General features: G+C 68.7%; 26 protein-coding genes. 11 read left to right on the forward strand and 15 right to left on the reverse strand.

The genetic code is table 11. From position 1 onward, the window contains the following. Positions 1-2: 2 nt before the first annotated feature. Together F9C11_RS14580 and F9C11_RS14585 are read right to left on the reverse strand one after the other, a co-directional pair. Positions 3-683 carry a papain-like cysteine protease family protein gene (locus F9C11_RS14580; RefSeq protein ID WP_409185399.1) on the reverse strand — a complete coding sequence of 227 codons (681 nt, stop codon included), beginning with the start codon at positions 681-683 and terminating at the stop codon, positions 3-5. A gap of 252 nt (positions 684-935) precedes the next feature. Next, positions 936-1529: a TetR/AcrR family transcriptional regulator gene (locus F9C11_RS14585; protein WP_409185400.1), complete on the reverse strand. Its 594-nt coding sequence runs from the start codon at positions 1527-1529 to the stop codon at positions 936-938. A gap of 78 nt (positions 1530-1607) precedes the next feature. Between F9C11_RS14585 and F9C11_RS14590 the strand changes: the two genes are divergently transcribed. Next, positions 1608-2108 carry a DUF1453 domain-containing protein gene (locus F9C11_RS14590; RefSeq protein WP_409185401.1) on the forward strand — a complete coding sequence of 167 codons (501 nt, stop codon included), beginning with the start codon at positions 1608-1610 and terminating at the stop codon, positions 2106-2108. Between the two features lie 21 nt (positions 2109-2129). On the opposite strand, the gene F9C11_RS14595 is transcribed toward F9C11_RS14590, so the two are convergent. After that, positions 2130-3023 (reverse strand): hypothetical protein, encoded by an 894-nt coding sequence (locus F9C11_RS14595; RefSeq protein ID WP_409185402.1) that lies wholly within the window; start codon positions 3021-3023, stop codon positions 2130-2132. Between the two features lie 58 nt (positions 3024-3081). Beyond that, on the reverse strand, positions 3082-4290 hold the full coding sequence (locus F9C11_RS14600; RefSeq protein WP_409185403.1) for a cytochrome P450: 1209 nt from the start codon (positions 4288-4290) through the stop codon (positions 3082-3084). Between the two features lie 90 nt (positions 4291-4380). Between F9C11_RS14600 and F9C11_RS14605 the strand changes: the two genes are divergently transcribed. Further along, a complete protein-coding gene (locus F9C11_RS14605; protein ID WP_409185404.1) occupies positions 4381-5178 on the forward strand; it encodes a thymidylate synthase in 798 nt (265 codons plus the stop codon). 2 nt (positions 5179-5180) lie between these two features. Further along, positions 5181-5645, forward strand: a complete 465-nt coding sequence (locus tag F9C11_RS14610; RefSeq protein ID WP_409185405.1) for a dihydrofolate reductase — start codon at positions 5181-5183, stop codon at positions 5643-5645. Here F9C11_RS14610 and F9C11_RS14615 read toward each other — a convergent pair. Then, positions 5638-6540 carry an LD-carboxypeptidase gene (locus F9C11_RS14615; protein WP_409185406.1) on the reverse strand — a complete coding sequence of 301 codons (903 nt, stop codon included), beginning with the start codon at positions 6538-6540 and terminating at the stop codon, positions 5638-5640. The genes F9C11_RS14610 and F9C11_RS14615 overlap by 8 nt on opposite strands. Next, positions 6537-7706: a winged helix DNA-binding domain-containing protein gene (locus tag F9C11_RS14620; protein WP_409185407.1), complete on the reverse strand. Its 1170-nt coding sequence runs from the start codon at positions 7704-7706 to the stop codon at positions 6537-6539. Before F9C11_RS14620 ends, F9C11_RS14615 begins: the two co-directional genes overlap by 4 nt. 106 nt (positions 7707-7812) lie before the next feature. On the opposite strand from F9C11_RS14620, the gene F9C11_RS14625 reads away from it, so the two are divergent. After that, positions 7813-8259, forward strand: a complete 447-nt coding sequence (locus F9C11_RS14625) for a VOC family protein (RefSeq protein ID WP_409185408.1) — start codon at positions 7813-7815, stop codon at positions 8257-8259. An 82-nt stretch (positions 8260-8341) separates the two neighbouring features. On the opposite strand, the gene F9C11_RS14630 is transcribed toward F9C11_RS14625, so the two are convergent. Next, on the reverse strand, positions 8342-9772 hold the full coding sequence (locus F9C11_RS14630) for an FAD-binding oxidoreductase (protein WP_409185409.1): 1431 nt from the start codon (positions 9770-9772) through the stop codon (positions 8342-8344). A gap of 211 nt (positions 9773-9983) precedes the next feature. Here F9C11_RS14630 and F9C11_RS14635 point away from each other — a divergent pair, with 211 nt between their 5' ends. Further along, positions 9984-11318 carry an MFS transporter gene (locus F9C11_RS14635; protein WP_409185410.1) on the forward strand — a complete coding sequence of 445 codons (1335 nt, stop codon included), beginning with the start codon at positions 9984-9986 and terminating at the stop codon, positions 11316-11318. Beyond that, entirely contained in the window at positions 11315-12898 is a 1584-nt protein-coding gene (locus tag F9C11_RS14640; RefSeq protein WP_409185411.1) for a N,N-dimethylformamidase beta subunit family domain-containing protein, read from the forward strand. The genes F9C11_RS14635 and F9C11_RS14640 overlap by 4 nt, the downstream gene beginning before the upstream one ends. On the opposite strand, the gene F9C11_RS14645 is transcribed toward F9C11_RS14640, so the two are convergent. The 5 genes from F9C11_RS14645 to F9C11_RS14665 form a co-directional block, all read right to left on the reverse strand. Further along, positions 12882-13994: a mandelate racemase/muconate lactonizing enzyme family protein gene (locus tag F9C11_RS14645; RefSeq protein WP_409185412.1), complete on the reverse strand. Its 1113-nt coding sequence runs from the start codon at positions 13992-13994 to the stop codon at positions 12882-12884. The genes F9C11_RS14640 and F9C11_RS14645 overlap by 17 nt on opposite strands. Next, entirely contained in the window at positions 13991-14893 is a 903-nt protein-coding gene (locus tag F9C11_RS14650; protein WP_409185413.1) for a dihydrodipicolinate synthase family protein, read from the reverse strand. Before F9C11_RS14650 ends, F9C11_RS14645 begins: the two co-directional genes overlap by 4 nt. Continuing rightward, positions 14890-15768, reverse strand: a complete 879-nt coding sequence (locus F9C11_RS14655) for an amidohydrolase family protein (RefSeq protein ID WP_409185414.1) — start codon at positions 15766-15768, stop codon at positions 14890-14892. Before F9C11_RS14655 ends, F9C11_RS14650 begins: the two co-directional genes overlap by 4 nt. A 4-nt stretch (positions 15769-15772) precedes the next feature. Continuing rightward, the gene (locus F9C11_RS14660) at positions 15773-16498 is read right to left on the reverse strand and encodes a creatininase family protein (RefSeq protein WP_409185415.1); all 726 of its coding nucleotides are present in this window, start codon (positions 16496-16498) and stop codon (positions 15773-15775) included. A 347-nt stretch (positions 16499-16845) separates the two neighbouring features. Continuing rightward, a complete protein-coding gene (locus tag F9C11_RS14665) occupies positions 16846-17628 on the reverse strand; it encodes an IclR family transcriptional regulator (RefSeq protein WP_409185416.1) in 783 nt (260 codons plus the stop codon). A gap of 209 nt (positions 17629-17837) precedes the next feature. On the opposite strand from F9C11_RS14665, the gene F9C11_RS14670 reads away from it, so the two are divergent. From F9C11_RS14670 to F9C11_RS14680, 3 genes are read left to right on the forward strand one after another with little or no spacing between them, the layout of a single operon-like run. Next, positions 17838-18389, forward strand: a complete 552-nt coding sequence (locus tag F9C11_RS14670; RefSeq protein WP_409185417.1) for a GNAT family N-acetyltransferase — start codon at positions 17838-17840, stop codon at positions 18387-18389. A gap of 48 nt (positions 18390-18437) precedes the next feature. Next, positions 18438-19538: a sensor histidine kinase gene (locus tag F9C11_RS14675; RefSeq protein WP_409185418.1), complete on the forward strand. Its 1101-nt coding sequence runs from the start codon at positions 18438-18440 to the stop codon at positions 19536-19538. Continuing rightward, positions 19535-20194 (forward strand): response regulator, encoded by a 660-nt coding sequence (locus F9C11_RS14680; RefSeq protein ID WP_409185419.1) that lies wholly within the window; start codon positions 19535-19537, stop codon positions 20192-20194. The genes F9C11_RS14675 and F9C11_RS14680 overlap by 4 nt, the downstream gene beginning before the upstream one ends. Here the strand turns inward: F9C11_RS14680 and F9C11_RS14685 are convergent. Beyond that, entirely contained in the window at positions 20191-21057 is an 867-nt protein-coding gene (locus tag F9C11_RS14685) for an alpha/beta fold hydrolase (protein ID WP_409185420.1), read from the reverse strand. The two genes, F9C11_RS14680 and F9C11_RS14685, sit on opposite strands and share 4 nt — an antisense overlap. A 157-nt stretch (positions 21058-21214) precedes the next feature. Between F9C11_RS14685 and F9C11_RS14690 the strand changes: the two genes are divergently transcribed. Beyond that, positions 21215-24031 carry an AfsR/SARP family transcriptional regulator gene (locus F9C11_RS14690; RefSeq protein ID WP_409185421.1) on the forward strand — a complete coding sequence of 939 codons (2817 nt, stop codon included), beginning with the start codon at positions 21215-21217 and terminating at the stop codon, positions 24029-24031. 45 nt (positions 24032-24076) lie between these two features. On the opposite strand, the gene F9C11_RS14695 is transcribed toward F9C11_RS14690, so the two are convergent. Continuing rightward, complete coding sequence (locus F9C11_RS14695; protein ID WP_409185422.1) at positions 24077-24643, reverse strand: YceI family protein; 567 nt, start codon at positions 24641-24643, stop codon at positions 24077-24079. Between the two features lie 16 nt (positions 24644-24659). Then, complete coding sequence (locus tag F9C11_RS14700) at positions 24660-24989, reverse strand: rhodanese-like domain-containing protein (protein ID WP_409185423.1); 330 nt, start codon at positions 24987-24989, stop codon at positions 24660-24662. 84 nt (positions 24990-25073) lie between these two features. On the opposite strand from F9C11_RS14700, the gene F9C11_RS14705 reads away from it, so the two are divergent. Next, entirely contained in the window at positions 25074-25520 is a 447-nt protein-coding gene (locus tag F9C11_RS14705) for a MarR family winged helix-turn-helix transcriptional regulator (protein ID WP_409185424.1), read from the forward strand. Positions 25521-25527: the final 7 nt, after the last annotated feature.

Consider the following 25527-nt stretch of genomic DNA (forward strand, 5'->3'; position numbering starts at 1 on the left):
CGTCAGCCCTTCTTGATGTTGACGATGGTGTCGTTCCAGGTGAACTGGGCGTTGCGGCGGTATTGGTTGTAATCCCAGGTCTGGTACCGCTCGTAGCTCGGCCACGGGTCGCCGACCATCAGCGACTGGTTCGAGCTGTCGTACCCGTAGATCACCTCGGCGTGCCCGCCGCCGGAGGTCCAGTAGATGCCGGTCAGGTTCAGGATTCCGGAGTTGACCTGGTTCTGGACCGAGGAGTAGCTGATCGGCCCGTTCGCGTCCTGCGCGGAGAACCCGGTGCCCTGGAAGCCCTGCACGATCTCGTAGATCTGGCCGCCCTCGTTCGGGCAGTATCCGGCCTGCGTGCCCTTGCCCGCCGCGCAGAATTCCTCCTGGGTGGCGGTGCCGCCCTGCGACTGCTCGATGCTGGAGCCGTCCGCGGCCCAGCACCACTGGTCGTTTTCCTGCACCTGCTGGTTGTATTCGAGCTGCTTGGAGGCGGGCAGCGCATGCGCGACGCGTCCGCCGAGCGGCTGGACTTCCTGCACCTGGGTGTGCGTGGCGGTCTTGATGAGGCCGTTCGGCTGGTTCGCGTCGTTGGCCGACTGGGCCAGCGCGGTGCCCGGAAGCAGCGCCACGGCAAGCGCGGCTGCCCCGGTCGCCACCGTTATCCGGACTGTCCGCCGGGTGGGTCGGTAATCCATCGAATCTCCTTGTGCCAGACGGGGAAGGGAGCTTGCCGGGGGTGCCCCGGCCGAGCATCACTGTGTGCTGCCCGCTCCCGCAGGGCAACGGCTCCGGCACGCGGTGTGAGTGTTCACAGCCGGTTTCGCGGGAAAACGACTGGCCCGGCCGCGGTTTCGCTCACCGCGGCGACTGGTAATTCGCAATATTCACCGCGCGTTCACAGGCGATGAACCGGGCCGGAGGAGGTCGGTCCACAAGGGACTGGGGGATTACGGCAGGCTGCGCCGGAGCGCGTCCCGGAGCAGTTCCGGAGGCGTCGATTCCGGATACAGCACCGCCTGCATGGTCAGTCCGTCGACCACCGCGGACAGCCGGACCGCCTCGACGGTCAGGTCCAGTTCTTCGGGTAGCCGGCCGAGCGCGACGGCCTCGCGCAGGATCCGCGCGATCAGGTCGCGCAGGTACCGGTGCTGGGCCTCCGCGCTCGAGCGGAACGCCGGGCGGGTGCGGGCGGCGACGGTGAACGCGAGCCAGGCGACCGCTTCGTCGCGGCGGTCGTCGTCGAGCGGGAGGAATTCGGCGAGCAGGTCTTCGACCAGCGTCCGGCGGCCGGTTTCGGCGGCGAGCAGGGCGTCCGCGCGCGCCGCGACCCGCTCGCCGATCCGATGGCCGAGCTGGTCCATGGTGAAGATCATCATTGCTTCGTGGTCGGCGAAGTAATGCCGGATCGACCCGATCGCGAGGCCCGCTTCCTTGGCCACGTTGCCGAGCGTCGCGCCCTCGACCCCGGAGCGGCGCACGACGCGGACCACGGCCTCGCTCACGGCCTTCCGCCGGTCCTCCGGCACCACGATCTTCGGCATGGTTGCGGTTATAGCACGACGATGCCACGATGGATTTAGCATGATGATGCTAAAAAGAGGTCTGGGGGAGGGGTCGCGATGAGCGGATGGGTGCTGGCGGGCTTGGTCGTCGGCGTCGTGGTGATGCTGGTGTTCCGGATGCTCGGGGAGCCGCTGAACTGGCGGGACACCGTCGCGCCGCCGGTCGTGCTGATCGCCATCGGCATCGCCGGGGTGGTCGGCTTCCCGGGGCTGACCAGTACCGACGTGTGGTGGATCGCCGGCAGCTGCGTGGTCGGACTCGCCTTCGGCGCGGCGCGCGGCGCGACGATCCGGCTGTATGCGAAGAAGGGCGAGTTGTGGCAGCGCTACCGGAAATCGAGCCTCGCGCTGTTCGTGCTCGGCGTCGCCGCCTCGGTCGGATTCACCATGCTGGCGGTGAAATTCGGCATGCACGAACAGGCGAGGCCGCACCAGTTGGCGATCGGCGTCAGCTTCGCCGGCGAAGCGCTGGTGCTCATTCCGCGCGGACTGCTCTCGGAGGTGCCGTTCGCGAAGGACAAGGAACGGCCGTGGGACAAGTGGCTGCGCTCCCGGTGACTCCGCTCCCGGTGCCTTCGCTCAGGACAATTCCGCCTGCCGTCGCCGCAGTTCGTCGATGACCTGGTCGACCACGGCGCGGTGGGCTTCGAGCCGGGCGAGGGTCAGGCTGAGCGCTTCCTGGACCTGTTCGACGTCCTCGGCGGCGATCTCGACGTGGTCCGCCCGTACGGCGGTGGTCGTGCCGACGACCAGCGGACGGTCGGCGCGGGGGAGAAGCCGCCCTTGCGGTTCCCGGTCGAGCCAGGACGCCAGGTCGCGCGTCTCGTCGTCCAGCCGCACCGTCCACGACTGCCGCCGCCGCTCCTCGCGTCCGGGATCCCGGTGTTCCCATCCCGCGACGATCATGTCTTCGATGGCCTTCGCCGCCGTGCGGCACGCGACTTCCAAGCGCGGCAACGGGTCCAGCCCGATCGCCGAGATCTCCTCCAGGACGGGTTCGCCCGCGGTCCACGTTCCGTCGACGGTGTGGGTTTCGGCGACGTCGTGCGCGGTGGCGAGCAAGGCGCTGATCGCCTCGCGCACCTTCGCCACGTCGGCCGGGTCGAGGTCCTCGTCGGTCAGCCGGTGCGGCGATTCGGTGCGCGGCGGGCGTTCCTTGGCCGGCCAGGAACGTTTCCCGCCGCGCCGCCGGTAGTGCTGCTGCATCGCCTGCTTGGACCGGTTGCCGTACTCCGCCCCCAGCTGCTCCCAGGTCCAGCCGCGGTCGAGCACCGATTCGATCAGCGTGACCTCGGCTCGGTCCAGGTCGCTTCGCACGTCCGGGACCAGGTGCAACGCCCCGGCCGCGTCTTCGGCGCTGAGGTCCTCGCCCGGCTGGCGGCCGGATCTCGCCGCGCGCACCAGTTCGCCGAGGAACGGGTTCTCGCGGTGCCGGAAGTACCGGGCGGCCATTGCTTGCACAGGGTCGGTCATAAACGTCAACGTATAGGTTGACGCTGGATGCGTCAACTGATCGGTTGACGTCTGGGCTTCACCAGGTGACGGGCAGCTCGTGGACGCCGTAGATGCTCATGCCGGTCCGCAGCGGCACCTCCTCCGGCGGGACCGCGAGCGCGAGCGCCGGGAAGCGGCGCAGCAGCCCGGCGAATCCCACGCGCATTTCGATCCGGGCGAGCTGCTGGCCGAGGCATTGGTGCACGCCGTGCCCGAACGACAAATGCGTGCGCGCTTTCCGTTCGACGTCGATGGTGCCGCCTCCGGGAAAATGCGCGGGATCGCGATTGGCGGCCAGCAGCGAAAGCAGAACGGTCGAACCCTTGCTGATCTTTTCGCCGCCGAGTTCGAGATCCTCGGACGCGTACCGGAACAGGATGTCGACTACCGTGAGATAGCGCAGCAGTTCCTCGACGGCACCGGGAATCAGGTCCGGATCGGCGCGCAGCGCGGCCATCTGCTCCGGGTTCTCCACCAGGGCGAAGGTGCCCAGTGCCAGCATGTTCGCCGTGGTTTCGTGTCCGGCGAGCAGCAGCAGGAACCCGATCCCGACGAGTTCCTCGATGCTCAGGTCCTCGTCTCGGGCCAGGTCGGACAGGATGTCGGAGCCGGGATCCGCGCGTTTGCCCGCCGCCAGCTTCCCGAGATACGCCGTGATCTCGTTCCACGCGGCCATCTTGTCCTCGAGGGTTTGGTCCCGCAGCATCATCTGCGCGGAATTCCTCTGGAACGTCTCCCGGTCGGAATACGGGACGCCGAGCATTTCGCAGATCACCAGCGACGGCATCGGAAGCGCGAATTCCTTCACCAGATCGACCGGCTTAGGGCAGTCCGCGAGATGATCGAGCTGGCGCCGCGCGATTTCGCCGATGTGCTCCTCGAGCCGTTTCATCCGGTTCACCGTGAACGCGCCGGTGAGCTTCCGGCGCAGCCGGGCGTGGTCCGGCGGGTCCATCGTGATGAACAGGCCGGGCACCTGCGGCGACGGGCCGAACTCCTCCTGCGCCTCGGGCATGCTCGGCGTTTCGTAGGGCACGTGCACCTGCCCGAGGTCCTGGCGCGAGCTGAACCTCGGGTCGGCGAGCGCCGTGCGGACCGCGTCGTAGCCGGTGACCAGCCAGCCGTCGTGCCCGTCCGGGAACTTCAGCGGGCTCACCGGCCGGGTCTCCCGCAGCCGGGTGATGGCGGACGGCGGCGCGAACGGTCCCGCGTCGCGCTCGAGCGGCAGGCCGGGTGGGCGGGTCATCTTCGATCCCCTCTCCGTGGTGGTGCGACCAGCGTCACCGCGGCGGCTGATATCCCGCTGACACGCCGCTGGCTCGACTACCATTCGGGCATGCCGGATACGCAGTACGAAGACCTGCTTCAGCACGTGCTCGACACCGGGGCGGAGAAGGGGGACCGCACCGGCACGGGCACGCGGTCGATCTTCGGGCACCAGCTGCGCTACCGGCTGGCCGACGGATTCCCGCTGATCACCACGAAAAAAGTGCACTTCCGGTCCATCGCGTACGAACTGCTGTGGTTCCTGCGCGGCGACTCGAACGTCACCTGGCTGCGCGACCACGGCGTCACGATCTGGGACGAATGGGCGGCCGAGGACGGCGACCTCGGCCCGGTGTACGGCGTGCAGTGGCGGTCCTGGCCGACGCCCGGCGGCGGGCACGTCGACCAGATCAGCGAGGTCCTGCGCACGCTGCGCGAGAACCCGGATTCGCGCCGGATCATCGTGTCGGCCTGGAACGTCGGGGACATCCCGCAGATGGCGCTGCCGCCGTGCCACGCGTTCTTCCAGTTCTACGTCGCCAACGGCGAACTGTCCTGCCAGCTGTACCAGCGCAGCGCGGACCTGTTCCTCGGCGTGCCGTTCAACATCGCCAGCTACGCCCTGCTCACGCACATGATCGCCGACCAGGTCGGCCTGCGCGTCGGCGATTTCATCTGGACCGGCGGGGACTGCCACATCTACGACAACCACGTCGAGCAGGTGCGCAAGCAGTTGTCCCGGGACGCGCGGCCGTTCCCGACGCTGAGCCTGAAGCCGGCGGACAGCCTGTTCGACTACCGCTACGAGGACATCTCGCTGGAGGGCTACGACCCGCATCCCGGCATCAAAGCCCCGGTGGCGGTGTGACCATGATCGGACTCATCTGGGCGCAGGCGGCGAACGGCGTCATCGGCCGCGACAACGCGTTGCCGTGGCATATCCCGGAGGACATGAAGCACTTCCGCACGGTGACCGCGGGCGCGACGGTGCTGATGGGACGGCGCACGTGGGAGTCGCTGCCGGAGCGCTTCCGGCCGCTTCCGGGACGGCGGAACCTCGTGGTTTCCCGCACACCGCAGGACGGCGCGGAGACGTTTTCCGACCTGGAGCAAGCGTTCGCGGCCGCCCACGGCGACGTGTGGGTGATGGGCGGCGCGCGGATTTACCAGGAGTCGCTGCCGTTCGCCGACCGGATCGAGGTGACCGAACTCCGCGAGTCCTTCGAGGGCGACGTCTACGCGCCGGAGATCGGCCGGGAACCGGACACCGTCGGCGAATGGCAGGAGTCGAAGAACGGCCTGCACTACCGGCACCTGAGCTGGGGTCCTAGCTGACCGCGGGCCCGACGGTGAGCGTGTCGCCGTCGAGCGTCGCGAGGGGTCCGAGCGGGATCGACAGCGGCGAGTCGCCGTGCCCGACGTCGAGGCCGCCGAGCACCGGGACGTCCAGCGCGCCGAGCCGGTCGCACAGCACGTCGAGCACGGTCCAGCCCCGGTCGGTGTAGTCCTCGAACCCGGGGAACCGGCCGAGCGCGACCCCGCGCAGACCGCGCAGCGAACCGGACCGCATGAGGTGCGTCAGCTGCCGGTCGACCTGGCCCAGCCCGATCGCGCGCGGGGCTTCGAGGAACAGGATCGCGCCGTCGAGGCTGGGCAGCCCGGCCCCGATGAACCCGATCACGGTGCCGAGGTGGCCGCCGACGAGGTTCCCGGTGGCCGTGCCGGGAAACGAGACCGCGGCGGTGAGCGCGTCCGGGTCCCGGCGCAGCGTCGCGGGCTCGGTCTCGAACAGCAGCCGCCGGGTCGATTCGGCGGAGCGCGCGCTGGCGAGGAAGCCGTGGATCCCGGCGATCCGGCAGTGCCGCCACAGCGCGAGGTGCAGGTTGGTGATGTCGCTGAACCCCATGAGCGGCTTGGGATCCGCGCGCACGGCGGCGAAATCGATCCCGTCGGCGATCCGGTACGCCCCGGCCCCGCCGCGGGTCGCGACGACCGCGCGCACGCCGGGGTCGCGGTAGGCGTCGTTGAGGTCGGCGAGCCGGTCCTCGTCGAGTCCGGCGAGGTACCCGTGCCGGTCGAGGGCGTGGTCGCCGACCTCGACGGTCAGGCCCCAGCTTTCCAGCGTCCGCACGGACTCCGCGAGCAGTTCTTCGGTGGGCCAGCTCGCCGGGGAGACGAGCCGGACCCGGTCGCCCGGCCGAAGGCGCGGCGGCAGCACGACGCCGGTCACGCGGACCCCCGGCTGACCCGGCCGCGGACGACCGGCGGCAGGTAACCCGTAGCGACCACGTCCCCATCGAACCAGGCCGTCAGCTTCGCCGCCTCCTCTTCCAGCGCGGCCGCGGCAGCGACCGGCACCGGTTCGACCGGCACGACCTCCACCGTTCCGTCCGGCTGCTGCGTCCAGGTCCCGACGATCCGCCCGTTCCACCACGCGGTCGGACCGGCGTTGCCCGCGCCGTCGAAAAGCTGCGGTCCGTGGCCGCCGAGGTAGAAGTCGCGGTGGCGCCAGCCCATCGTGGTCGGGTCGAGAGCGGGGAGCAGCGCCGCCCAATCCCGGTCGAGGCGGACCTCCTCCTCGTCGTCGGGATGCAGCCACGCCGGGGTCCCGTCCTCCAGCAGGGCGGGCGCCGCGCCGACGTCGTCCAGCGCCCGGCGGACCGCGGTTTTCGTCGCGCCGAGCCACCACACCAGGTCGTCCTCGGTGCCCGGCCCGAACGACCACAGCCACCGCCGCACCAGCTCCCGGTAGCCCTCCCGTTCGTCCAGGACGCCCGGATCCTCGCCGAGCCACTGTTGGATGTCTGTCCACACTGGACGCGACACCTGCCAGCGGCCCGCGTTGTTCCCGCGAACCACCGAACCGCTCGCGGCGAGCACGGAAAGCACCCGGGATCCCGCCGGGGCGAGGACTGCAGGCCGTCCCTCGGCGGCGATCCGTGTATTCAGCTCGGGGACTCTGGCGCGCAGCTGCGCGGTGGTCCCGGGTTCTTCGCGGATTGCTTCGAGCGCTTCCGCACACCGGTTGTCGACCCAAGCCGGGCCGTCGTCGATTCCGGCGAGTTCGGCGTCCTTGGCCAGCCGCGCGGTGAGCTGCCGCGTCACCCGGGCGGAGGCGCTTCCCCTTGCGGCAGCGAGCAAATCGACCGGAAACGCGAACACGGTCCGGCGCATCGCCAACTGCCGCACCACCGTCCGTTGGCCGAACAATGCGTCCGAAATGGACTCTCGGTCGGCACGGGAGCGGGCGTACGCGGAGAGGTAGCTGCTGCTGGCCTCAGTGGCGTGCAAGCACGTGACCGCGCGGACGGCCGCCTCCACCCCGGTCGCGGCGGTCGCCAAGGCGTGCCGCAGCCCGATCCGGTCCCGTCGCTCGTCGTCGGTCACCTTTCGCATGGTTTCGATCATGCCGGAAGTAGCGGCCACTGCCTGACCGCTACTGCTGCGAACCTCGGTGCCAGCGCCGGAACGGGTTCGGCGCGGGAATCGAGGAGTCGAAATCATGGCAGTGCACGCCGTCGCCCACTTGAACTTCCGGGGCGAGGCCCGGGCGGCGCTCGAGTTCTACCGGTCGGTGTTCGGCGGGGAAATCCAGATCGCCACATACGGCGACTTCGGCATGCCCCAGGACGCGCCGGGTGCGGACCAGGTCGTGTTCGGCCAGGTCGTGGGGGAGAACGGATTCCAGGTGATGGCTTACGACGTGCCCGGCGCCGCCGCGCCCGCACCGGCCGGCGAGACCACCCGCGAGAACGGGATGACCATCACGACGGAGAGGTTCTTCCTGTCGGTCGGCGGCGATTCCGTCGACGAGGTCGGCGAGTTCTGGAAGAAGCTGGCCGAGGACGCGACGGTGATCGAGCCGTTCGGCCCGTCCCAGTGGGCCCCGGGATTCGGAATGCTCCGGGACCGGTTCGGGGTCACCTGGATTCTGCAGGTCGCCGCCTAGTCTTCGGGCCGGTCCGGAAGGGAACCGGACGTGTGGCCCACCGGTCTGCGGCCGGAGTCCTGCGCCGGCCGCAGACCGGCTTTCACCCCGGGCACGGCGAGAGACCCTGCTCGAACGCGAGCACCCCACTCGGGTCGTACTTCGCCGCTACCGCCCGGAGCGTCGGAAGGTTCACCCCGTAGTACGCCGTGGCCCAGTCCTTCTGGTCGTCGTTGAGGTAGTTGACGTAAGCGCCGCCGGTGGCGAATTCCGCCAGCCGCGTCTGGACGTCGTTCACCTCGCGTTTCGCGGTCTCGCGGTCGACGTCCGGGGCCGCGGAGAGGTAGACCTGCACGTCGCCGAACACGCCGCGGTGGGCGAACGCGGTGTCGGTGGGCCGGACGTCCGAGACCGCCGCGTCGAGCGGATTCACCTCCAGCGCGACCTTGGTCTCGCCGGTGACGAGCGCGCTCAGCTTCGCCGGGTCCGCCTTGCGGGTCAGCACCCGGGAGGCGGCCATGAACCGGCGGCGGCCGAGGTTGCCGGACCAGAAATCCATCGCGCCCGGATAGTCCGTCTCTTGGAAACCGCTGACGGCGCCCTTGACCCCGGCCCGGCGTTCCAGGTCCGCGATGAGTTCGCGGGCCCGCCGTTCGCCGCCGAGGAGGCAGCCGGGCACCCCCGCCGCCGGGTTCGGGCCGCCGAGCACCGAGATGTTCGACCAGAATTCCCTTGGCGCGGCGGTGATCCAGTCCTGCCACGCCCCGTAGACGTCGGCGCCGGAGCCCTCGGGGAAGTTCACCACGAACACGGTGACCCGCGGCGGCGCGGGTACGGTGCGGAAGGTGAATTCCGCGGTGATCCCGAAGTTCCCGCCGCCTCCGCCGGTGAGCGCCCAGCCGAGGTCCGAACCCGGATCGACCGAACGCACCCGAAGATCGCGCGGCGTCACCACTTTCGCGCCGACGAGGTGGTCGCAGGTCAGTCCGTATTTCCGCATCAGCACGCCGATTCCGCCGCCGAGCGCCAGCCCGGAAATGCCGACCGAACCGCACGTGCCGCCCGGCAATGCGCGGCCTTCGGCGGCGAGCGCGTGATAGACGTCGATCAACCGGGCGCCCGGGCCGACGACCGCGGTGCCGTTCCGGCGGACCTCCACGCGGTTCATCAGCTTGAGGTCCGCGACCAATCCGTTGCCCGGAGTGGAATACGCGACGTAACTGTGCCCGCCGCTGCGCGCCGCGAACCTGAGGTGGTTCGCCCCGGCGAAATCCACGCATTTCCGGATGTCGTCTGCGTCGACGCAGCGGGCGATCGCCGGTGGATAACGATCATCGTAAAGGAGGTTGAACGGAGGGCGGATTTCCTCGTAGCCAGCGTCGTTTCGCAGCAGGAGCGCGCCGTGCAGCCGCTTGCGCAACGCCGTCCAGTCCGGGTCCTTTTCCGCCGCCTCCGCAACGGTTCCGGTGCCGAGCGCGGCCGCGCCCGCCGCGACCGCGGACCACTGCAAAAGACGACGACGGCTCAACGTCATGGACGACCCCTCCACGGCTCGGCGGCCCGCGCGGATGGCAAGAAACCCGTCGGCCCGCCCCGAGATTCCCCTTGTCCGACGCCGCCAGCATAGACTAATCTTTCCGAAATAGAAGACGTATCTTCGGTATTTCGAAAATGCGTGATTCGGGGGGCGCGGGGTCGAGGTCGACCGGCCTTGATCCGCCATCGGATCAGGAGGTGCGGGCGGCATGGGTGCAGACAGCTCCGACCTTGGCGGTCCCGTCCCGGCCCCGGCGCGCCGGTCCGCGGTGCTGGCTTCCAGTATCGGCACCCTGCTCGAGTACTACGACTATTACCTGTTCGGCCTAGCCGCCGCCGTCGTGTTCCCGGCCGTGTTCTTCCCGTCCGCGGACCCGCTCAGCGGCCAGCTGTCGTCGTTCGCCACCTTCGCCGTCGGGTTCGTGCTGCGCCCGGTCGGCGGCATCGTGATCGGGCACATCGCGGACCGGTTCGGCCGCAAGAAGGCGTTGGTCCTGACCATTGTGCTGATGGGGATCGCCACGATTCTCATCGGCGCACTGCCCGGGTACCGCCAGATCGGCGTCGCGGCCCCGATTCTGCTGGTGATTCTGCGGCTGCTGCAGGGTTTCTCGACCGGCGGCGAAATGGGCGGGGCGATCTCGCTGGCCGTCGAGCATGCCGCGCCGCGCAAACGCGGTCTCTACGGAGCCCTGCTCCTTTCCGGCGCGGGCGTCGCGCTGCTCGTTTCCTCCGGGCTGATGGCGTTGTTCGCGTTGCTTCCCGACCGGGATTTCCTGGCCTGGGGCTGGCGGATTCCGTTCCTGCTGAGCGTCGTGCTGCTGGTCGCGGGTTTGGTCATCCGGCTGCGAGTAGGCGAGACGCCGGAGTTCGAACGCGCCCGCGAGAAGGCCGTCGGCGGGCGCATTCCGCTGGTTGCCGTGCTGCGCCGGCCGCGCAATGTGATCTACGGCGTTCTTTTCGGTTTCGCCAACAGCATCGGCGGTTACGTGATCACCACCTACGGCGCGTCGTATGTCAAAAAAGATCTCGGCATGCCTGCCTCGGTGGCGCTTACCGCGACAATGGTCGCCGCCGGTGCGCAAATCGTTCTCGCGCCGACGTGGGGCGCGTTGTCCGACCGGATCGGCCGGAAACCGGTCTTCCTCGGCGGCTGCGTCGGGCTGGCCGTGGTGATCTTCCCGGTGTTCTGGCTGTTCGAGACGAAGAACCCGGTCCTCGTGGCGGTCGCGATGGTGCTGGGCTTCTCGGTGTTCGTGATGGCGATGTCCGCGCTGTCCCAGACGATTCTGTCCGAATTGTTCGACACCCGCTCCCGGGTCACCGGCGTCAACCTGGGATATCAACTCACCGCGGTGCTCGGCGGCGGATTCGCGCCGTACCTCAGCGCGTGGCTGGTCGGCGCGACCGGCGCGGTCTGGGGCGTCGGCATTTACGTGATCGCCGGCTGCGTGCTCAGCGCGCTCGCGATGCTGCGGTTGCCCGAACGCGCCGGAAAACCGCTGCCGGAACCGAGCGCCGAACCGAAAGCCGCGACAGTATGACCTTGCTGGGATATGTCAGCGACGAACGCTATCTCGCCCTGCCCGACGTCGCTGTCGAGATCAGCGCGCCCGGCTCGTACTGGACCGCCCGCTCCACCGCGTCCGGCGCGGTCCACGCCGACCTCCCGCCCGGCGAATACCGCGTCACCCTCGCCAAGGACGGCTACGGCGCCAAGCACGTCGACGTCACACTCGGCACTGGCGAACCACACCAGTTCCGGCTGCTGTCCGACCGGATTTTCGGCTATGTCTGGCCGAAATGGGCCCGCAGCGGCGACGAGGGCGAGTTCCGGATCCACAGCCCCGAGCCGTACCGCCTGAGCCTGTGGCGGCACGGCGCGGCGGCCGAGGAAACGGCGCTGCTCGGCTGGTTCGACGAACACGCGCCGCGCGCCACCGTGCAGGTGACACCCGATGGCGACTACACGCAAACCGGCGTGCGATTCAACGAAAAGGGCTACGCCGATCCGGCACACCGCCAGTACGCCACCGCTCCGGACCGCAGCGGCCTGTACTATTTCCACGTCGAAGGCGAATCCGGAGCCCGCTTCTCGTTCCCATGGGTGGTCGCGCCGAGCCAGCCGACCGCGCCGATCGCCGTGATCGCGTCCACCAACACCTGGAACGCCTACAACAATTTCGGAGGCCGCAGCAATTACCTCAACGCCTCCGGACTGCCCGCCGCGCCGGTTTTGGTGTCCCGCCTGGAAATGCCGCGCTACCGGGAATCAAGCTTCAGCGAACACGCGCTGCCCGACGACGCGTACCCGCCGCTGTCCTTCGAGCGCCCGGAACCGCTGAACCAGCTCAGCGCCGACGCCCGGCCGGAGGAGCCGATCCGCGGCAGGCAGCCGTGCCACCTGGCCGCCGCGGAATGGCGACTGCTCAGCTGGCTGGAACGCAACGGTTACGAATACGATCTTTACTCCGACGCGCACCTGCACGACGGAACCCTGCCGCTGGACAGCTACCGCGTGCTGGTCCTGAGCACGCATCCGGAGTATTGGTCCCGCGAGATGTATTCGGCAGTCTATTCCTGGGTGCACGATCGCGGCGGAAAGCTGGCCAACTTCGGTGGCAATGTCGCCGACTGCGAAGTGGTTTTCACCGCCGGCGCCCTGCGATTCCGTACCCAGGCCGTCGAATCGGGTCCGCACGAGAGCCGGATGCACCGCACCTTCCGCCCCACCTCGGAACTGTTCGGCGTGGTCTTCACCAGCGCCGGGGCGATGACCGGCGCACCGTACGAGGTCGTCGATCCCGGCCACTGGGCTTTCCGCGGCACCGGATTGCGCAAAGGAGACCTCTTCGGTGTCCGGAGCCTGCACGAACGGTGCCCAGGCGGCGCTTCCGGCCACGAAACCGACAAGACCGGACCACACAGTCCACCAGGGACTCGTATACTCGCCCGCGGCCTGAACCCCGGCAACGGCGGCGGCGAGCTCGCCTGCTACTCCACGGAAAGCGGCGGCGAGGTCTTCTCGGTCGGTTCGATCGCCTGGCCCTCCGCGGTGCTGGTAGACGACGGCGTCGCCGCGGTGACGGCGAACGTCCTCGACCGGTTCACCGGACGCTCCTGAACCCAGCGGCGATGTCGTCGGCCACCTCGATGCCAAGCCCTGGCGCGTCGCCGAGCCGGATTGTTCGGCCGTCACTGTCCAACGGCGTCTTTAGGATGTCGCGCTCGTAGTAATGCGCACCAATGATGTCGGAGGGGATCCGGGCCGACAGCCCCGGCGCAGCGCACGCCGCGTGCAGCTGGGCCGCCGCACCGATTCCCAGCTCCCCATTGGACCCGAGCACGACGTCCACCCCGAACGCGTTCGCGAGATGCGCCATCGACACCGCCCGTCCCGGACCGCCCGCCTTGCCGATATACAAACTGACCGCGTCTGCCGCTTCAGCCCGGATTACCGAGACCAGATCGTCGGTGCCGAACACGCTTTCATCCGCCACAATGGACAATCCACGCCCGCGCAGCGCCCGCATCCCGGTCAGGTCTCCGGATGCCACCGGCTGCTCGAGAAAAGCCGGATCCTGGTCGCGCATCAACTCGATCGCCCTGGCAGCGTCCGCAGGCCGGTAGCCACCGTTCGCATCCAGGCCGAGGAACGTGTCCGCTCCCACGAGCTTCCGGGCCTCTTTGAGACGACGTGCGTCTTGTTGCGGCTCGAAGCCGATTTTCAGCTTATAACTGCGAAATCCCGCCTCGTAGGCCGCCTGGTAGACCCCATGAAGCCGTTGCCCACTGCCGCTGAGCGAGCATTTGACTGGTATCTCAGTCCTTAATGGACCGCCGAGCGCCACCGCGAGCGGGACTCCGAGCGTGCGCGCGTACGCGTCCCACAACGCCGTCGATATCCCCGCTTTGGTGAACGGTGTCCCATTTACCGCCTCGTCCATGCGCCGTTCAAGGTCGGCAACGGGAATGAGCGGCTGCCCGAGCACCGCCGGAGCAAGCGCTTTTTCGATGAGATACTCCGCCGTGCCAGCGTCTTCACCGCTCCACTGAAGCGTGGCGCTGACCTCGCCCAGACCGGTCGCACCGTCCGAAGTGGTCACCCGGACCAGCAGGAAGTCGGAACGGTCATGCGTCCCGCGAGCCCCGGCTACCACGAGTTCCGGCCGCACGACCGGACTGACCGCGACGACCTCGAGGTCCTCGACGGTATTCACAGGAACTCGCGGAACTCGTCGAGAAACCGGTCGATCATCCGGAGGTCCTCGGCATCGAGCCGGTGTGCGGGCGCGCGGCAGTACGGGCTCCCGAACCACCCCCGGCGGACCGAAATCAGCTTCTCCGCCGCGATAATCCGTTCCGTGTCGAGCATCCAGTAGGAGATGTAGGGGAGGAGGCGACGGTGCAGCTCGTCGCCGCCCGCGTCGTCGCCGTTCTCGAAACGCCGCCAGATCTCCACGTAGATCTCGGTGAACGAACACCCCGGCTGCGTCCCGACCGCGCCCCGCCGGATCGCGTCCGGCAACTGCACGCCCGCGTACCCCTCGACCGCCGGAAGCGGGGGATCCCCAGCCGCCAGCTCGGCGATCAACGGCCCCGGCGGACTCGACTCGACCTTGACCAGCCGCAGATTCGCATGCTTGGCCGCGATCTTGCGCAGCACGTCCGCGTCCAGACGCGTCCCCGTCTCCGCAGGCGCGTACTGCAACACCACCGGAGTCGGCGCGACCGCGTCCAGCACCTCCCGGATATGCTTGACCAACGCCTTCCGCGACGGCCGCAGATAATGCGGCGGCAGAAGATTGATCAAATCCGCCCCCGCCGCCACCGCCTCGGCAGCCCGCTTCACCGCGAGCCGAGTCGCGTGATCCTGAACCGCGACAATGGCCAAAACATCCGCCCGCGGCGTCGTCTCGGCCAGCAACACCTCGGTGAGCGTCTGCCGTTCGTCCTCCGCGAGCTTGTAGAACTCCGAAGCAAACCCAGGGAACATGACGCTCCCGACCCCGGTCCCGAGCACGTGCCGGATCACCCGGCGAAAGCCGGAAACATCGACCTCGCCGTCGTCGGTGAAAGGCACTTCGAGAACGGGAGACACTCCGCGAACAGGCGTCATCGCATGCCTTTCTGAAGGCCAAGCGCACCAACCGCGTCGGCGTGGATGATTCCCTCGATCAACTCAGCGGAAATCTTCGGCAACGCAGTGCCCGCGACGATGTCGTTGACCCGCCGTATCCCCGCGATCGCCTCCGCGGTAGTCGCGATCGGAAAGTCCGAACCAAGCAGCAGCTTGTGCGGCACGCCCCACTCCTGCGCCGCGAGCAGCGATTCGTAACAGACCCAAGGCCGGAGGTAAATCGAGGAAACGTCGGCATAGACGTGCGGATGCTTGCGGATCGTCACCACGGTCTCGCGCCCCCAAGGATGTCCCATGTGCGCCATGACGATCCGAAGTTCCGGAAACTGCAGCGCAACCTCGTCCGTGACCAGCGGATACGTGTACCGCAGCGGTGCCTGCCGAATCGGCGACGCACCCTGGTGGAACAGGATCGGCAACCCATGCCGCTCGCAATACCGGTAGAACTCCAGCGCCGGCTGCGATAGCGGATCGAAGTTCTGGTAATTCGGCCCGAGCTTCACCCCCACCAACCCCAGTTCCCGGCACCGCTCAGCCTCTTCGAACACATTGGGCGCAGTCGGATTCACCGACATGAACCCGATCCGCCGCTGAGGATCAGCAGTCACGAACGCCGCGGTAGCGGTATTGGTGTCCTCCGCCCGATACGGCAGCCCAGACGCTTCCTCCGGGCTCTCGACCGCGATATTGAAGACAATGGACAAATCCGCGGTCTCGGTAGCCCGGTCGTAGTCCGCCCAGGAATTAGTGGTGACCACCGGACGATCGGTCCGCCACCCGTCGTAAACGCGCCGCTCGTTCTCCGGCACCGCAGTCTGGTGAGTCGGAGTATGAGTGTGCACGTCCACGATCATGGCTTCACAACACCTCCGCCAGGGCTCCGAACCGATCCGCGAGCCCGCTGGCGATCTCCTCGAACCACCTGCGCCCCCGGCTCTCCGTAGCTAATTCAGGCTGATCGGTATACCCGTCAATGCTCCGCCACACCTGCGCAGAATGAATGTCCACATCAGACACACTGGCCGGTGCTGGTTGCTCCCGCGAGGTCCGCTCCTGAACCAACTCCCCGCGAACCGCCAACATCAGCGAGGTCTCGAACTCACCAGCATGCCCAGGCACAATGTCGTCCGGCTCGAGAACCCGCCAATAGTCGGTATGCGCGACCGCAAGCCCATGCCGAGTCGACGCCGCACCCGCGAACGCATGACAGACGCCGACGTTGCCCCCATGCCCGTTGACCACGACCATCCGCCGTCCGCCCTGCACCGCGATCGAGCGAGCCAGATCGTCCAGCACGTGCAACAACGTTTGCGGCGAAAGAGAAAGCGTGCCGTTGAAGGGTAAATGATGGTCGGAAGCCCCATACGGAACGGGCGGCGCGAGCAATAAGTCCCGTCCGCTGCCCGGTGCGGCCAACTCAGCCGCCCGCTCGCACACCGCAGCCGCGAGAAGCGCATCCGTCCCAGCAGGCAAATGCGGCCCATGCTGCTCGGTCGCCCCGATGGGCACCAAGACGAGCGCCTCAGCAAGCACCCGACGCACAGCAGCGCGGTCGGCCTCCGCCCAGCGCACCAGTGCGCCCACGACGTCTCCCCGATACTCCGGTTGGCCTATCCTCCGGTATTTCGTAGAAGTCTTCCTGATTCAGGAAGATAGTCGATCGAAGGAGGAGAAGCAATGCCGTTGCCCGGACGGCAAGAGCGCGAGCGGGCCAGCGTCCTTGGTCAGTGACGCGACCAGACCCGTGGTGGAACCGGACCTTCGCGCCTTGCTGGTCGAGGTGACCGCAAGCATGGGTTCTCGAGGTCGGCTGCATACGTGGTGTCGAGAATCGGTGAAGAAGGCTGGAGAGCGCTTCCATTGGCAAGCAAGGCGGCGCGAAAATTCCCCGGTGAGAAAGTGACGGGAGCGCGGTGCGGCGAACTGAACGCTCACCCCGCAAAACCCAACCGCCGCGAAACCTCCTGCCCCACCTGCACCACCCCGCGCGCCGCAGCCCTCCTCTTCTCGCCAACCAACTGCCGCGCAAACCCGGTCACCCCAACCGCCCCAGCGACAGCCCCCTCGGCGTCAAAGAACGGCGCGGCAAGGCAAGCGATCTCCGCCTGCTCTTCCTCGCTCTCAAGCGCATACCCATCAGCTCGCACCTTGGCCAGCAAAGCCAAAAACCGACCCGCGTCCGGAGCCGCGGCCTTAGGCCCCACCCCGCGCGAAAGCCGGGACAGCAACGGCTTCAACTCAGCCTCCGGCAGATGCGCGGCAATCGCCCGCCCCAAAGCAGTCAGGTCGAACGGCGCGACTTTCCCCCGGTAAGTATCAAACTGCACAAACCCTGGCGTAGAAGCCTTGGCGACATAAACAACGGAAGCATCCTCCAGAATCCCCACATGTGCGGGCATTCCGAGGCTTTCCGCGAGCCGCCGCAGGTCGGCTTGGACCAGGGACGGCAGGTCGACCTTTCGGACCAGTTCGATGGCCAGCCCGTAGAGGCGCAAGGTGGGCCGCCAGAAGTGACTTCGGCCGACGACCCGCCGCACGGCATATCCCCGCTGCTCCAGCGTGTACGCGATAGACGCGCAGGTCGCGAGCGGCACCCCGGCGGCCTTCGCCAGTGCGGTCAGCGTCAGCGGTTCCTCGGCGCGCACGAGCGCCTCCAGTACCGTCAACGTCCGGTCCGCGGCTGGCGAGGCTGCTTTGCCCGAGGATTCGCTCATCCGACATCAACCTTTCGGATACCTGTAGTCATCTTCGGACTACGGTAGCGTCCGGTCGCCCGGCGCCGAAATAGCTTGAGGCCGCCACTGTGGACGGTGCTCGGACCTGTGGCGGAGGAAGCCGGACGGGAAGTATTAGCGTCGGCAGTCAAGCGGAACGGCCGGTTGCCGGAATCGCGCGACCGGATCGCGCCAGGATTGGGGGCAGGGTGAAAATTCTCGAGACGGACCGATTGCTGTTGCGGCGCTTCACCGAAGCGGACCTGGACAATCTGGTCCAGCTGGACAGCGACCCGCGCGTGATGCGGTTCCTCACCGGCGAGCCGACGCCTCGTGCGGAGATCGAGCAGAAGGTGCTGCCCGCCATCCTCGGCGACTACGCGCGCGGGCCGGCCGGTCGGTGGGCGGCGGTCGAGAAGCTGACCGGCGAGTTCCTCGGCTGGATTTCCCTGCAACCACCGGAAGACGGCAGCACGACGGAGCTGGAACTCGGCTATCGGCTCATGGCGAAGGCCTGGGGCCGGGGCTACGCGACCGAAGGCGCCCGGGCGGCGATCCACAAAGGATTTGCCGAGTGGGGCACCGAGCGGGTGTGGGCGCAGACCATGGCGGTGAACACTCCGTCTCGCCGGGTGATGGAGCGGGCCGGGCTGACCTACGTCCGCACGTTCCACCTGCACTTCGACGATCCGCTGCCGGGCACCGAGCACGGCGAGGTCGAGTACGAGCTGACCCGGGACCGGTGGGCCGCCGGAGAGTAGCGGGGCGAGGCGGTACGGCACCCTTTTCGTCCGGAATACACTCACCGGGTGATCAACCTCCGGTGGGTCTCGAAAACGCGGCGCGCGGTGTGGTTTCCCCTGCTCGGCCTGCTGGTTTTCGCCGGGTCGCTGCTGCCGTCGCTGCAGACGTTCGGCACGCAGTTCGGCGGGCTGCCCTCCCGGCCGTTCGACGCGTTGGCCGTCGTGGCGGTCGCGTTGCAGTCGCTGTCGCTCGCCGGAAGCCGCCGGTGGCCGATCGGCGTGCTCGCGCTGGTGTCCGCGGGGTTCGCGATCGACCAGCTGTGCGGCTACCACTCGTTCGCCGGCTCGGCGTTGCCGGTCGCGGTGCTCAACGTCGGCTGGCGGGCGGAGCGGGGACGCCGCGCCGCCGCGGTCGGGTTCACCGCGGCGTATCTGGCGTTCGTGGCGGCGTTTCCGCTGCGCGGCGGCGGCGAATCAGCGGCCGGGGTGATCGCCTTCTACCTCTCGCTGGTCGTCGTGTGGGGGATCGGGGCGTGGCTGCGCTCGACCCGGGCGGCCGAAGCCGAACGGCGTCGCCGCGTCGCCGAGGAAACCCGCGCGGCCGAGCGGTCGCGGATCGCCCGTGAACTGCACGACGTCGTGACACATCACGTGACGGCGATGGTCGTGCAAACCGAAGCGGCCCGATATCTCACCGGCGACCGGCTCGAGCAGACCCTTTCCTCGGTCACCAGCACCGGCCGGCAGGCCATCGCCGAACTCCGGAATCTGCTCGACCTGCTCAACCCCGGCGCCCAGCCCGGCCTCGGACTGGACACGCTGGTCGAGCAGACGCGGCGAGCCGGGCAGCCCGTGGAGTTCACCGAGGAGGGCACTCCCGCGCCGGCGGATTCCAGTGCGGCGCCGGTGGCATATGGCGTCGTGCGGGAGGCTCTGACCAACGCACTCAAACACGCGCACGGCAGCCCCACCTCGGTCCAGGTCCGGCACGGCGAGGAGGGCGTCACCGTGGAAGTGCGCACCGGCAGCGGGGCGGACGCGGCGATCGGCGGCAGCGGGCGCGGGCTGGCCGGCCTCCGCGAGCGGGTGGACGACGCCGGCGGCGAGTTCAGCGCCGGCCGGGCAGAAGACGGCGGGTTTTACGTCCGGGCACGGATCCCGGCGTGAGCGCGCCGTTGCGGGTTCTCGTGGCCGACGACCAGGCGCTGGTCCGCACCGGCCTGGTGACGATCGTCGACGCGCAGCCGGATCTCGAAGTCGTCGGCGAATGCGGCGACGGGCAGGCCGCGGTCAAGCTGGCCCGCGAGCTGGAGCCCGACGTCGTGGTGATGGACGTGCGGATGCCGGTGCTCGACGGCATCACCGCGACGGGCCTGCTCGCCGGAGCCGACGTCGCCCGGCCGGTGAAAGTGCTGGTGGTGACCAATTTCAACCTCGACGAGAACGTCTATCAGGCGTTGCGTGCCGGGGCCGCCGGGTTCTTGCTCAAGGACGCTCCGCCAGAGCAGCTGCTGCACGGGATCCGGACCGTCGCGTCCGGCGCGGCGCTGCTGGACCCCGAGGTGACGCGCCAGCTGGTCGGCCGGTACGCCACCCGGATCCGCCCCGCTCCCGCGGATCCGGGTGCACTGCCGCTGGCCCCGCGCGAGCTGGAGGTCCTCCGCCTGGTCGCGGAAGGGCTGTCCAACAGCGAAATCGCCGCGACGCTCGTGCTCAGCCAGGAAACGGTCAAGACCTACGTTTCGCGCATGCTCGCCAAACTCGGCGTCCGCGACCGGGTGCAAGCAGTGGTTTACGCGTACCGGCACGGGCTGGCCGATTAACCCGAGACCCGGGCGGCGACCTCCTCGATTTCCCGCACCGCGATTTCGGGCTGGTCGACATAAATGTAATGGCCGCTGTTCTGCGCGATGACCAGTTTCGCCCGGCTGGACAGCGCGAGCCATTTTTGCTGACCCTCGGTCCATGCCCGCTCCAGACCCGGTCCGTACTGCGGCAGTTGCGCGAGGTATTGCTGGCCGTGCTTGATCACCTCGACCGGAATGTCCCCGGCCGATTTCACCTCGGCGTCGGCGACGACCAGTTTTTCCGGGTTTTCTCCCTTGAAAACGGCCAGGTTCTGGGTGCGCAGGGCGGCCGCGTCCCCGGTTGCGGTGTCCGGGATCTCCTTGACCAGATCGGCGTTCTGCGTCGGCGAGGTGGCGTCCATCAGCACCAGCCCCTTGACTTTGTCCTGGTGGCCGGGGGCGTAGCGGGCGGCGATCAGGCCGCCGAGCGAGTGCCCGGCCAGTACCGCCGGAGAGTCCGCCGCGAGCTGGCCGAGGACGCCGGTGAGCACCTTCCCGGTGGTCTCGAAGGTCTGCGGTCCGTCCGGCTGATCGCTGGCGCCCGCGCCGAGCCGATCGTAGGAGCACACGCGGTTCTTCTTTCCGAGCGTTTCCTGCAGTCCGGCCATTTTGTCCAGTCCGTCGCCGGCTCCCGGCAACAGAATGACGACGGGTTTCCCCTTTTCGGCAGCACCGGCACAGGACACATTCACCGCTTTTCCGTCGACGGTGATTTTCTTCACCCCGGTAAACGCGGACTGGCTGGCCGGTGCGCTGCCCGAATCCCCGTCCGAGTCCTCGTCGCATCCGGTCAGCACCAGACACGCCGCCAGTGCCGCGGCCCCCGCTACCTTGCGCATTCCCAACCTCTCTTACGACTGAATCCCGGAGCCACGAAGACCGTGCCGGGCCCGGAAAAAGCTACTGATCCGGCGGTGCGGAATCGTCCCCGCGCGGTGGACACCTGTGCGTAGCTCTCGCGGGGGACACCGGCGGGAGCTGGCTTAAACTCCTGGTATGTCATCGGGGGACGCGGTAGGAGCGGCGCGCGGGCTGGAGTTCGCGGTGCTCGGGCCGGTCCGCGGCTGGTACGGCGGGCAGCCGCTGCAACTCGGGCCGGTGCTGCGGACGACGATGCTGATCGCGCTGCTCCTGCGGCCGGACGTGACGGTCAGCCGGGCCGAGCTGGTCGACCGGGTGTGGGGCGAGCGTCCGCCGGAGAGCGACGGCGTACCCGGCTACATCTACCAGCTGCGGAAATCGCTGGCCGCGGCCGGCGCGGACGCGAAATCGGTGCTGCGGACCGACCCGGGCGGGTACCGGTTCGCCGGGGCGGGCGTCGGCGTGGACGCGGTGCGGGTCGAACAGCTCGCCGCCCGGGCCAAGAAAGCCGCCGCGGCCGGTGCGCTCGCCGCCGCGGCCGACGGGTACGGCCAGGCGCTGGCCTTCTACGAGGGCGTTCCGCTGGCCGGACTGCCCGGTCCGTTCGCCGAACGGGAGCGGCGCCGCTTCGTCGAACGCCGGGTCGGGCTGGTCGAGGGCCGGACGGACGCGTTGATCCGGCTGGGCGACTACGCGTCGGCGATCAGCGAGGTGACGGCGCTGCTCGCCGAGCATCCCGATCGCGAATCGCTGACCGGGCTGCTCATGCGGGCCCTCTATGGAGCCGGCCGGCAGAGCGACGCGCTCGACACCTGGCGCGAGTTCCGCCTCCGGATGCGCGATGAGCTGGGGCTCGAACCCAGCGAGGACCTGCGGCGGGTGCACGAGGCGGTGCTGCGCGGCGACGCCGGGACGCTCGGCGTCGCACCCCGGCCAGCTGCGGCGCCCCGGATCCGGGACGAGCTGCCGCACGACGTCGGCGAGCTGGCCGGCCGCGACGACGAACTGGCCCGGCTCGTCGCGCCGGGGAGCGCGGTCTCGGCGGTGGACGGGGTGCCCGGGGCGGGCAAGACGGCGCTGGCGGTGCGCGCGGCCCAGCTGCTGCGCGAGGAACATCCCGATGGTTGCCTGTTCGTCGGCCTGCACGGGCACAGCACTGGCCGGGCTCCGCTCGCTCCGGTCCGGGTGCTGCGCCGGTTGCTGCGATCGGCGGGCGTGAACGACCAGAACATTCCGGACGACCTGGACGAACTGTCCGCGAACTGGCGGGCCGCCACCGCGCCGCTGCGCCTGGTCCTGGTGCTGGACGACGCCGTCAGCGCCGAACAGGTCCGCCCGCTGCTGCCCGGCGGGACCGGAAACCGGGTGCTGATCACCAGCCGACGCCGACTGCCCGGTTTGGACGTTGAACGCCGGATCTCCTTGGGCCCGTTGACTTCCGCCGCCGCGGCCGGATTGCTGAGCCGCATTGTCGGCCCGGCGCGCGCGAACACCGAACGCGAGGCCGTCCGCGAATTGGCCAGCCTGTGCGGACGGCTTCCGCTCGCCCTGCGCATCGCGGGAGCCCGGCTGCAGAACCGTCCGATGTGGACTTTCCGCGACCTGGCGGACCGGCTCGCCGACGACACCGGCCGGCTCGGCGAGCTGACCGCGGAGGAACGCAGTGTCGAGGCCGCGTTCCGGCTCTCCTACGACCAGCTTCCGCCCAAAACTCAACGCGCCTTCCGCACGCTGGGCCGCGCGCCCGCGCCGGAATCCGACGAGCTGGTGCTGGCCGCGATGCTCGGCTGTTCCCGGAGCGAGGCGGAAACCGTGCTCGAGGACCTGGTCGACGCGAACCTGGTGCAGGCGCCCGCCGCGGGCCGGTACCGGATGCACGACCTGGTCGCGGTGTACGCGCGCCGCCTCGCCGGGGACGAACCCGACGTCGCCAGCGGGCTCGGGGTGTACCTGCACGCCTGCCGCGCCGCGAGCGAATGGGACGGACCCGGTTTTCCCAGTGGGCCGACGCCTACCGATTCGCCCTTCGCCGGATTGGTGGACGCGTCGGCGTGGCTGGATCAAGCGGGCGACCTGATGGAAGTGGTGTCCTCCGCGGTCGCCGCCGGCCATTCGGACTACGCGTGCTGGATCGCCGAGGGTGCCGTCGACTATCTCGTGCGGCGCATCCGGTACCGCGAATGTGTTGCCCTGCTGGACTTCGCGTTGTCCGAAGTGGACAAAGCGGCGGACCGGCGGATGGTGACGGCGTTGCGGTTCGGGCTCGGCTGGGCGCACCTCGCGCTGGGGGATTCCGCGCGAGCCCGGCAGTGGTGCGAGGAAGGGCTGCGGATCAGCCGCGAAAACGGCGACCGGCGGGAAACCGCGCGGGGCCTGTGCGGACTGGGAATGGTCACCATGCTCGCCGGACCGCTCGACGAAGCGGAACGGGTGCTGAACGAGGCCCGGGCCATGGCCGCCGAGGTGGCCGACAGCTGGCTGGTCGAACGGGCGGTTTCCGGGCTCGGCTATGTGCATTTTAAACAGGGCGAATACGAACGCTCGCTCGCCCGGTTCTCCGAATCGCGGGAAGTCGCGGTCTCGACTGGAAACCCGGCGATGCTGGGCCGGGTTTCCAGTCATATCGGCAGCGTCCGGCTGCATGCGGGCCGGCCAGAGGAAGCGGCGGAACCCTTGCGCGAGGCGGTGGAGCTGGCCGAGCGGGTCGACGACCGGCTGCTGCTGGTGAGTTCGCTTTCGCGGCTCGGTACGGCCGAGCAGGAATTGGGGAATCTGGATCTCGCGCTTTCGTATCACCTGCGGGCGCTGGACGCGTTGACGGACCAGATGTCGCCGTGGGCGGAGGTCGAGGTCCGGAACCGGCTCGGTGCCTGTCATCAGGCCAGGGGCGACGAAGAGGCGGCGCGGGAGCAGTTCGACCTCGCTGCCGCGGTGCCGGCTGAAGCGAACTGAGCGGCCGGGTTGGCCCGGCGGGCAACCCGGCCGTCCACTGTCCACTCAGGACGCGCGGATCGCCTCGATCTCAAGGACAAGTTCGATTTCCTTGGAGACGAGAAGTCCGCCCGACTCCAGCACCATGTTCCAGACCAGCCCCCAATCCTCGCGGTTGATCTTGCCGCGCGCGGAAAACACCGCGCGGTCGTTTCCCCACGGATCGCGCGCGTACCCGAGATACTCCACGGCGAGGGTGACCGGACGCGAAACGTCCTTGATGGTCAGATTCCCGACCATGGTCGCCGCATTGCCGTTCACGGTGACCGATGTCGATTCGAACGTGGCCCGCGGATGGTGTTCCACGTCGAAGAAATCGCCGGAACGGAGATGGTCGTCCCGGGTCTGGTCCCCACTGTCCACAGTGGCCATCTCGATGACCGCGCGCACCGTGGTGTCCTCGATCTTTTCGCCGATTTCCACCGTCGCGTCCACGCCGGTGAACCGGCCGCGGACCTTCGTGAGCAGAAAGTGCCTGCCCACGAAACCGACCTCGGCGTGCCCGGGGTCGACCTTCCAGGTCCCCGCGGCGGGCAGTTCCCTTCCGCCGACCACCCGAGTTGCTTCTGTCATCACGAGTCCTTTGCTCTCAACGGCCGGATTCGGTCGGCAGCCCGGCCGCGATCCAGTCGGCTTTGCCCTCGTCGTAGTCGAAGACCTGGCGGTACCCGAGTTCAGCCAGATGCTTCGCGACGGTGGCCGAATTCTGGCAAGGCGAGTCGGCGCAGTAGACGATCACCGCGAAGTCCTTGTCCGGCAACAGGTTCGGCGCGAGCTGCTCGACCTCATCGACCGGCAAGTTGAGCGCGCCCGGCAGGTGCGCCTTCGCGTAGTACTCGGCGGGCAGCGCCTCGACGACGATCGCCGACCCCGCGTCGATCCGCTTCTTGACCTCGTCGCGTGTGATGGGCTCGACCATCAGTGCCTCCTTCGGGATTTAAGTGCGTACGCACGCACTCTACTCATTAGGTGCGCCCGCACGCAATGTCCTAGACTGAAACCCGTGAGCGACCCGAAGATCGGCCTGGAAGCGTGGCGGGCGATGCTGCTGGCCCACAGCGCCGCGGTACGAGCCATCGAAACCGACGTGCAACGCGGCGGCACCGTGCCGCTGGCCTGGTACGACGTCCTGCTGGAACTGAACGCGGCGGGCAAGAAGGGCCTGCGAATGGCGGAGGTAGCCGACCGGGTGGTACTCAGTCGAACGCGGGTGAGCAGGCTGGTGGACGAGATGGTGCGCGCCGGTCTGGTGACGAAGCGTCCGGAACCGGAAGACCGCCGGGTCAGCTGGGCGGTGATCACCGACGAGGGAATCCGCGCGCTGCGCAAGACAGCACCGGTGTACCTGCGGAGCATTGAGAGGCACTTCTCAGCGCATGTGAGCGACGAGGAGGCGACGGTGATCGCGAAGGCGCTGCTGCGGGTCGCTGAGGGCGGGAAGGCTGGGTGACCGTCTA

Origin of the sequence: Amycolatopsis sp. VS8301801F10 (assembly GCF_046195355.1) — a bacterium.
In the GTDB taxonomy this organism is placed as follows: domain Bacteria; phylum Actinomycetota; class Actinomycetes; order Mycobacteriales; family Pseudonocardiaceae; genus Amycolatopsis.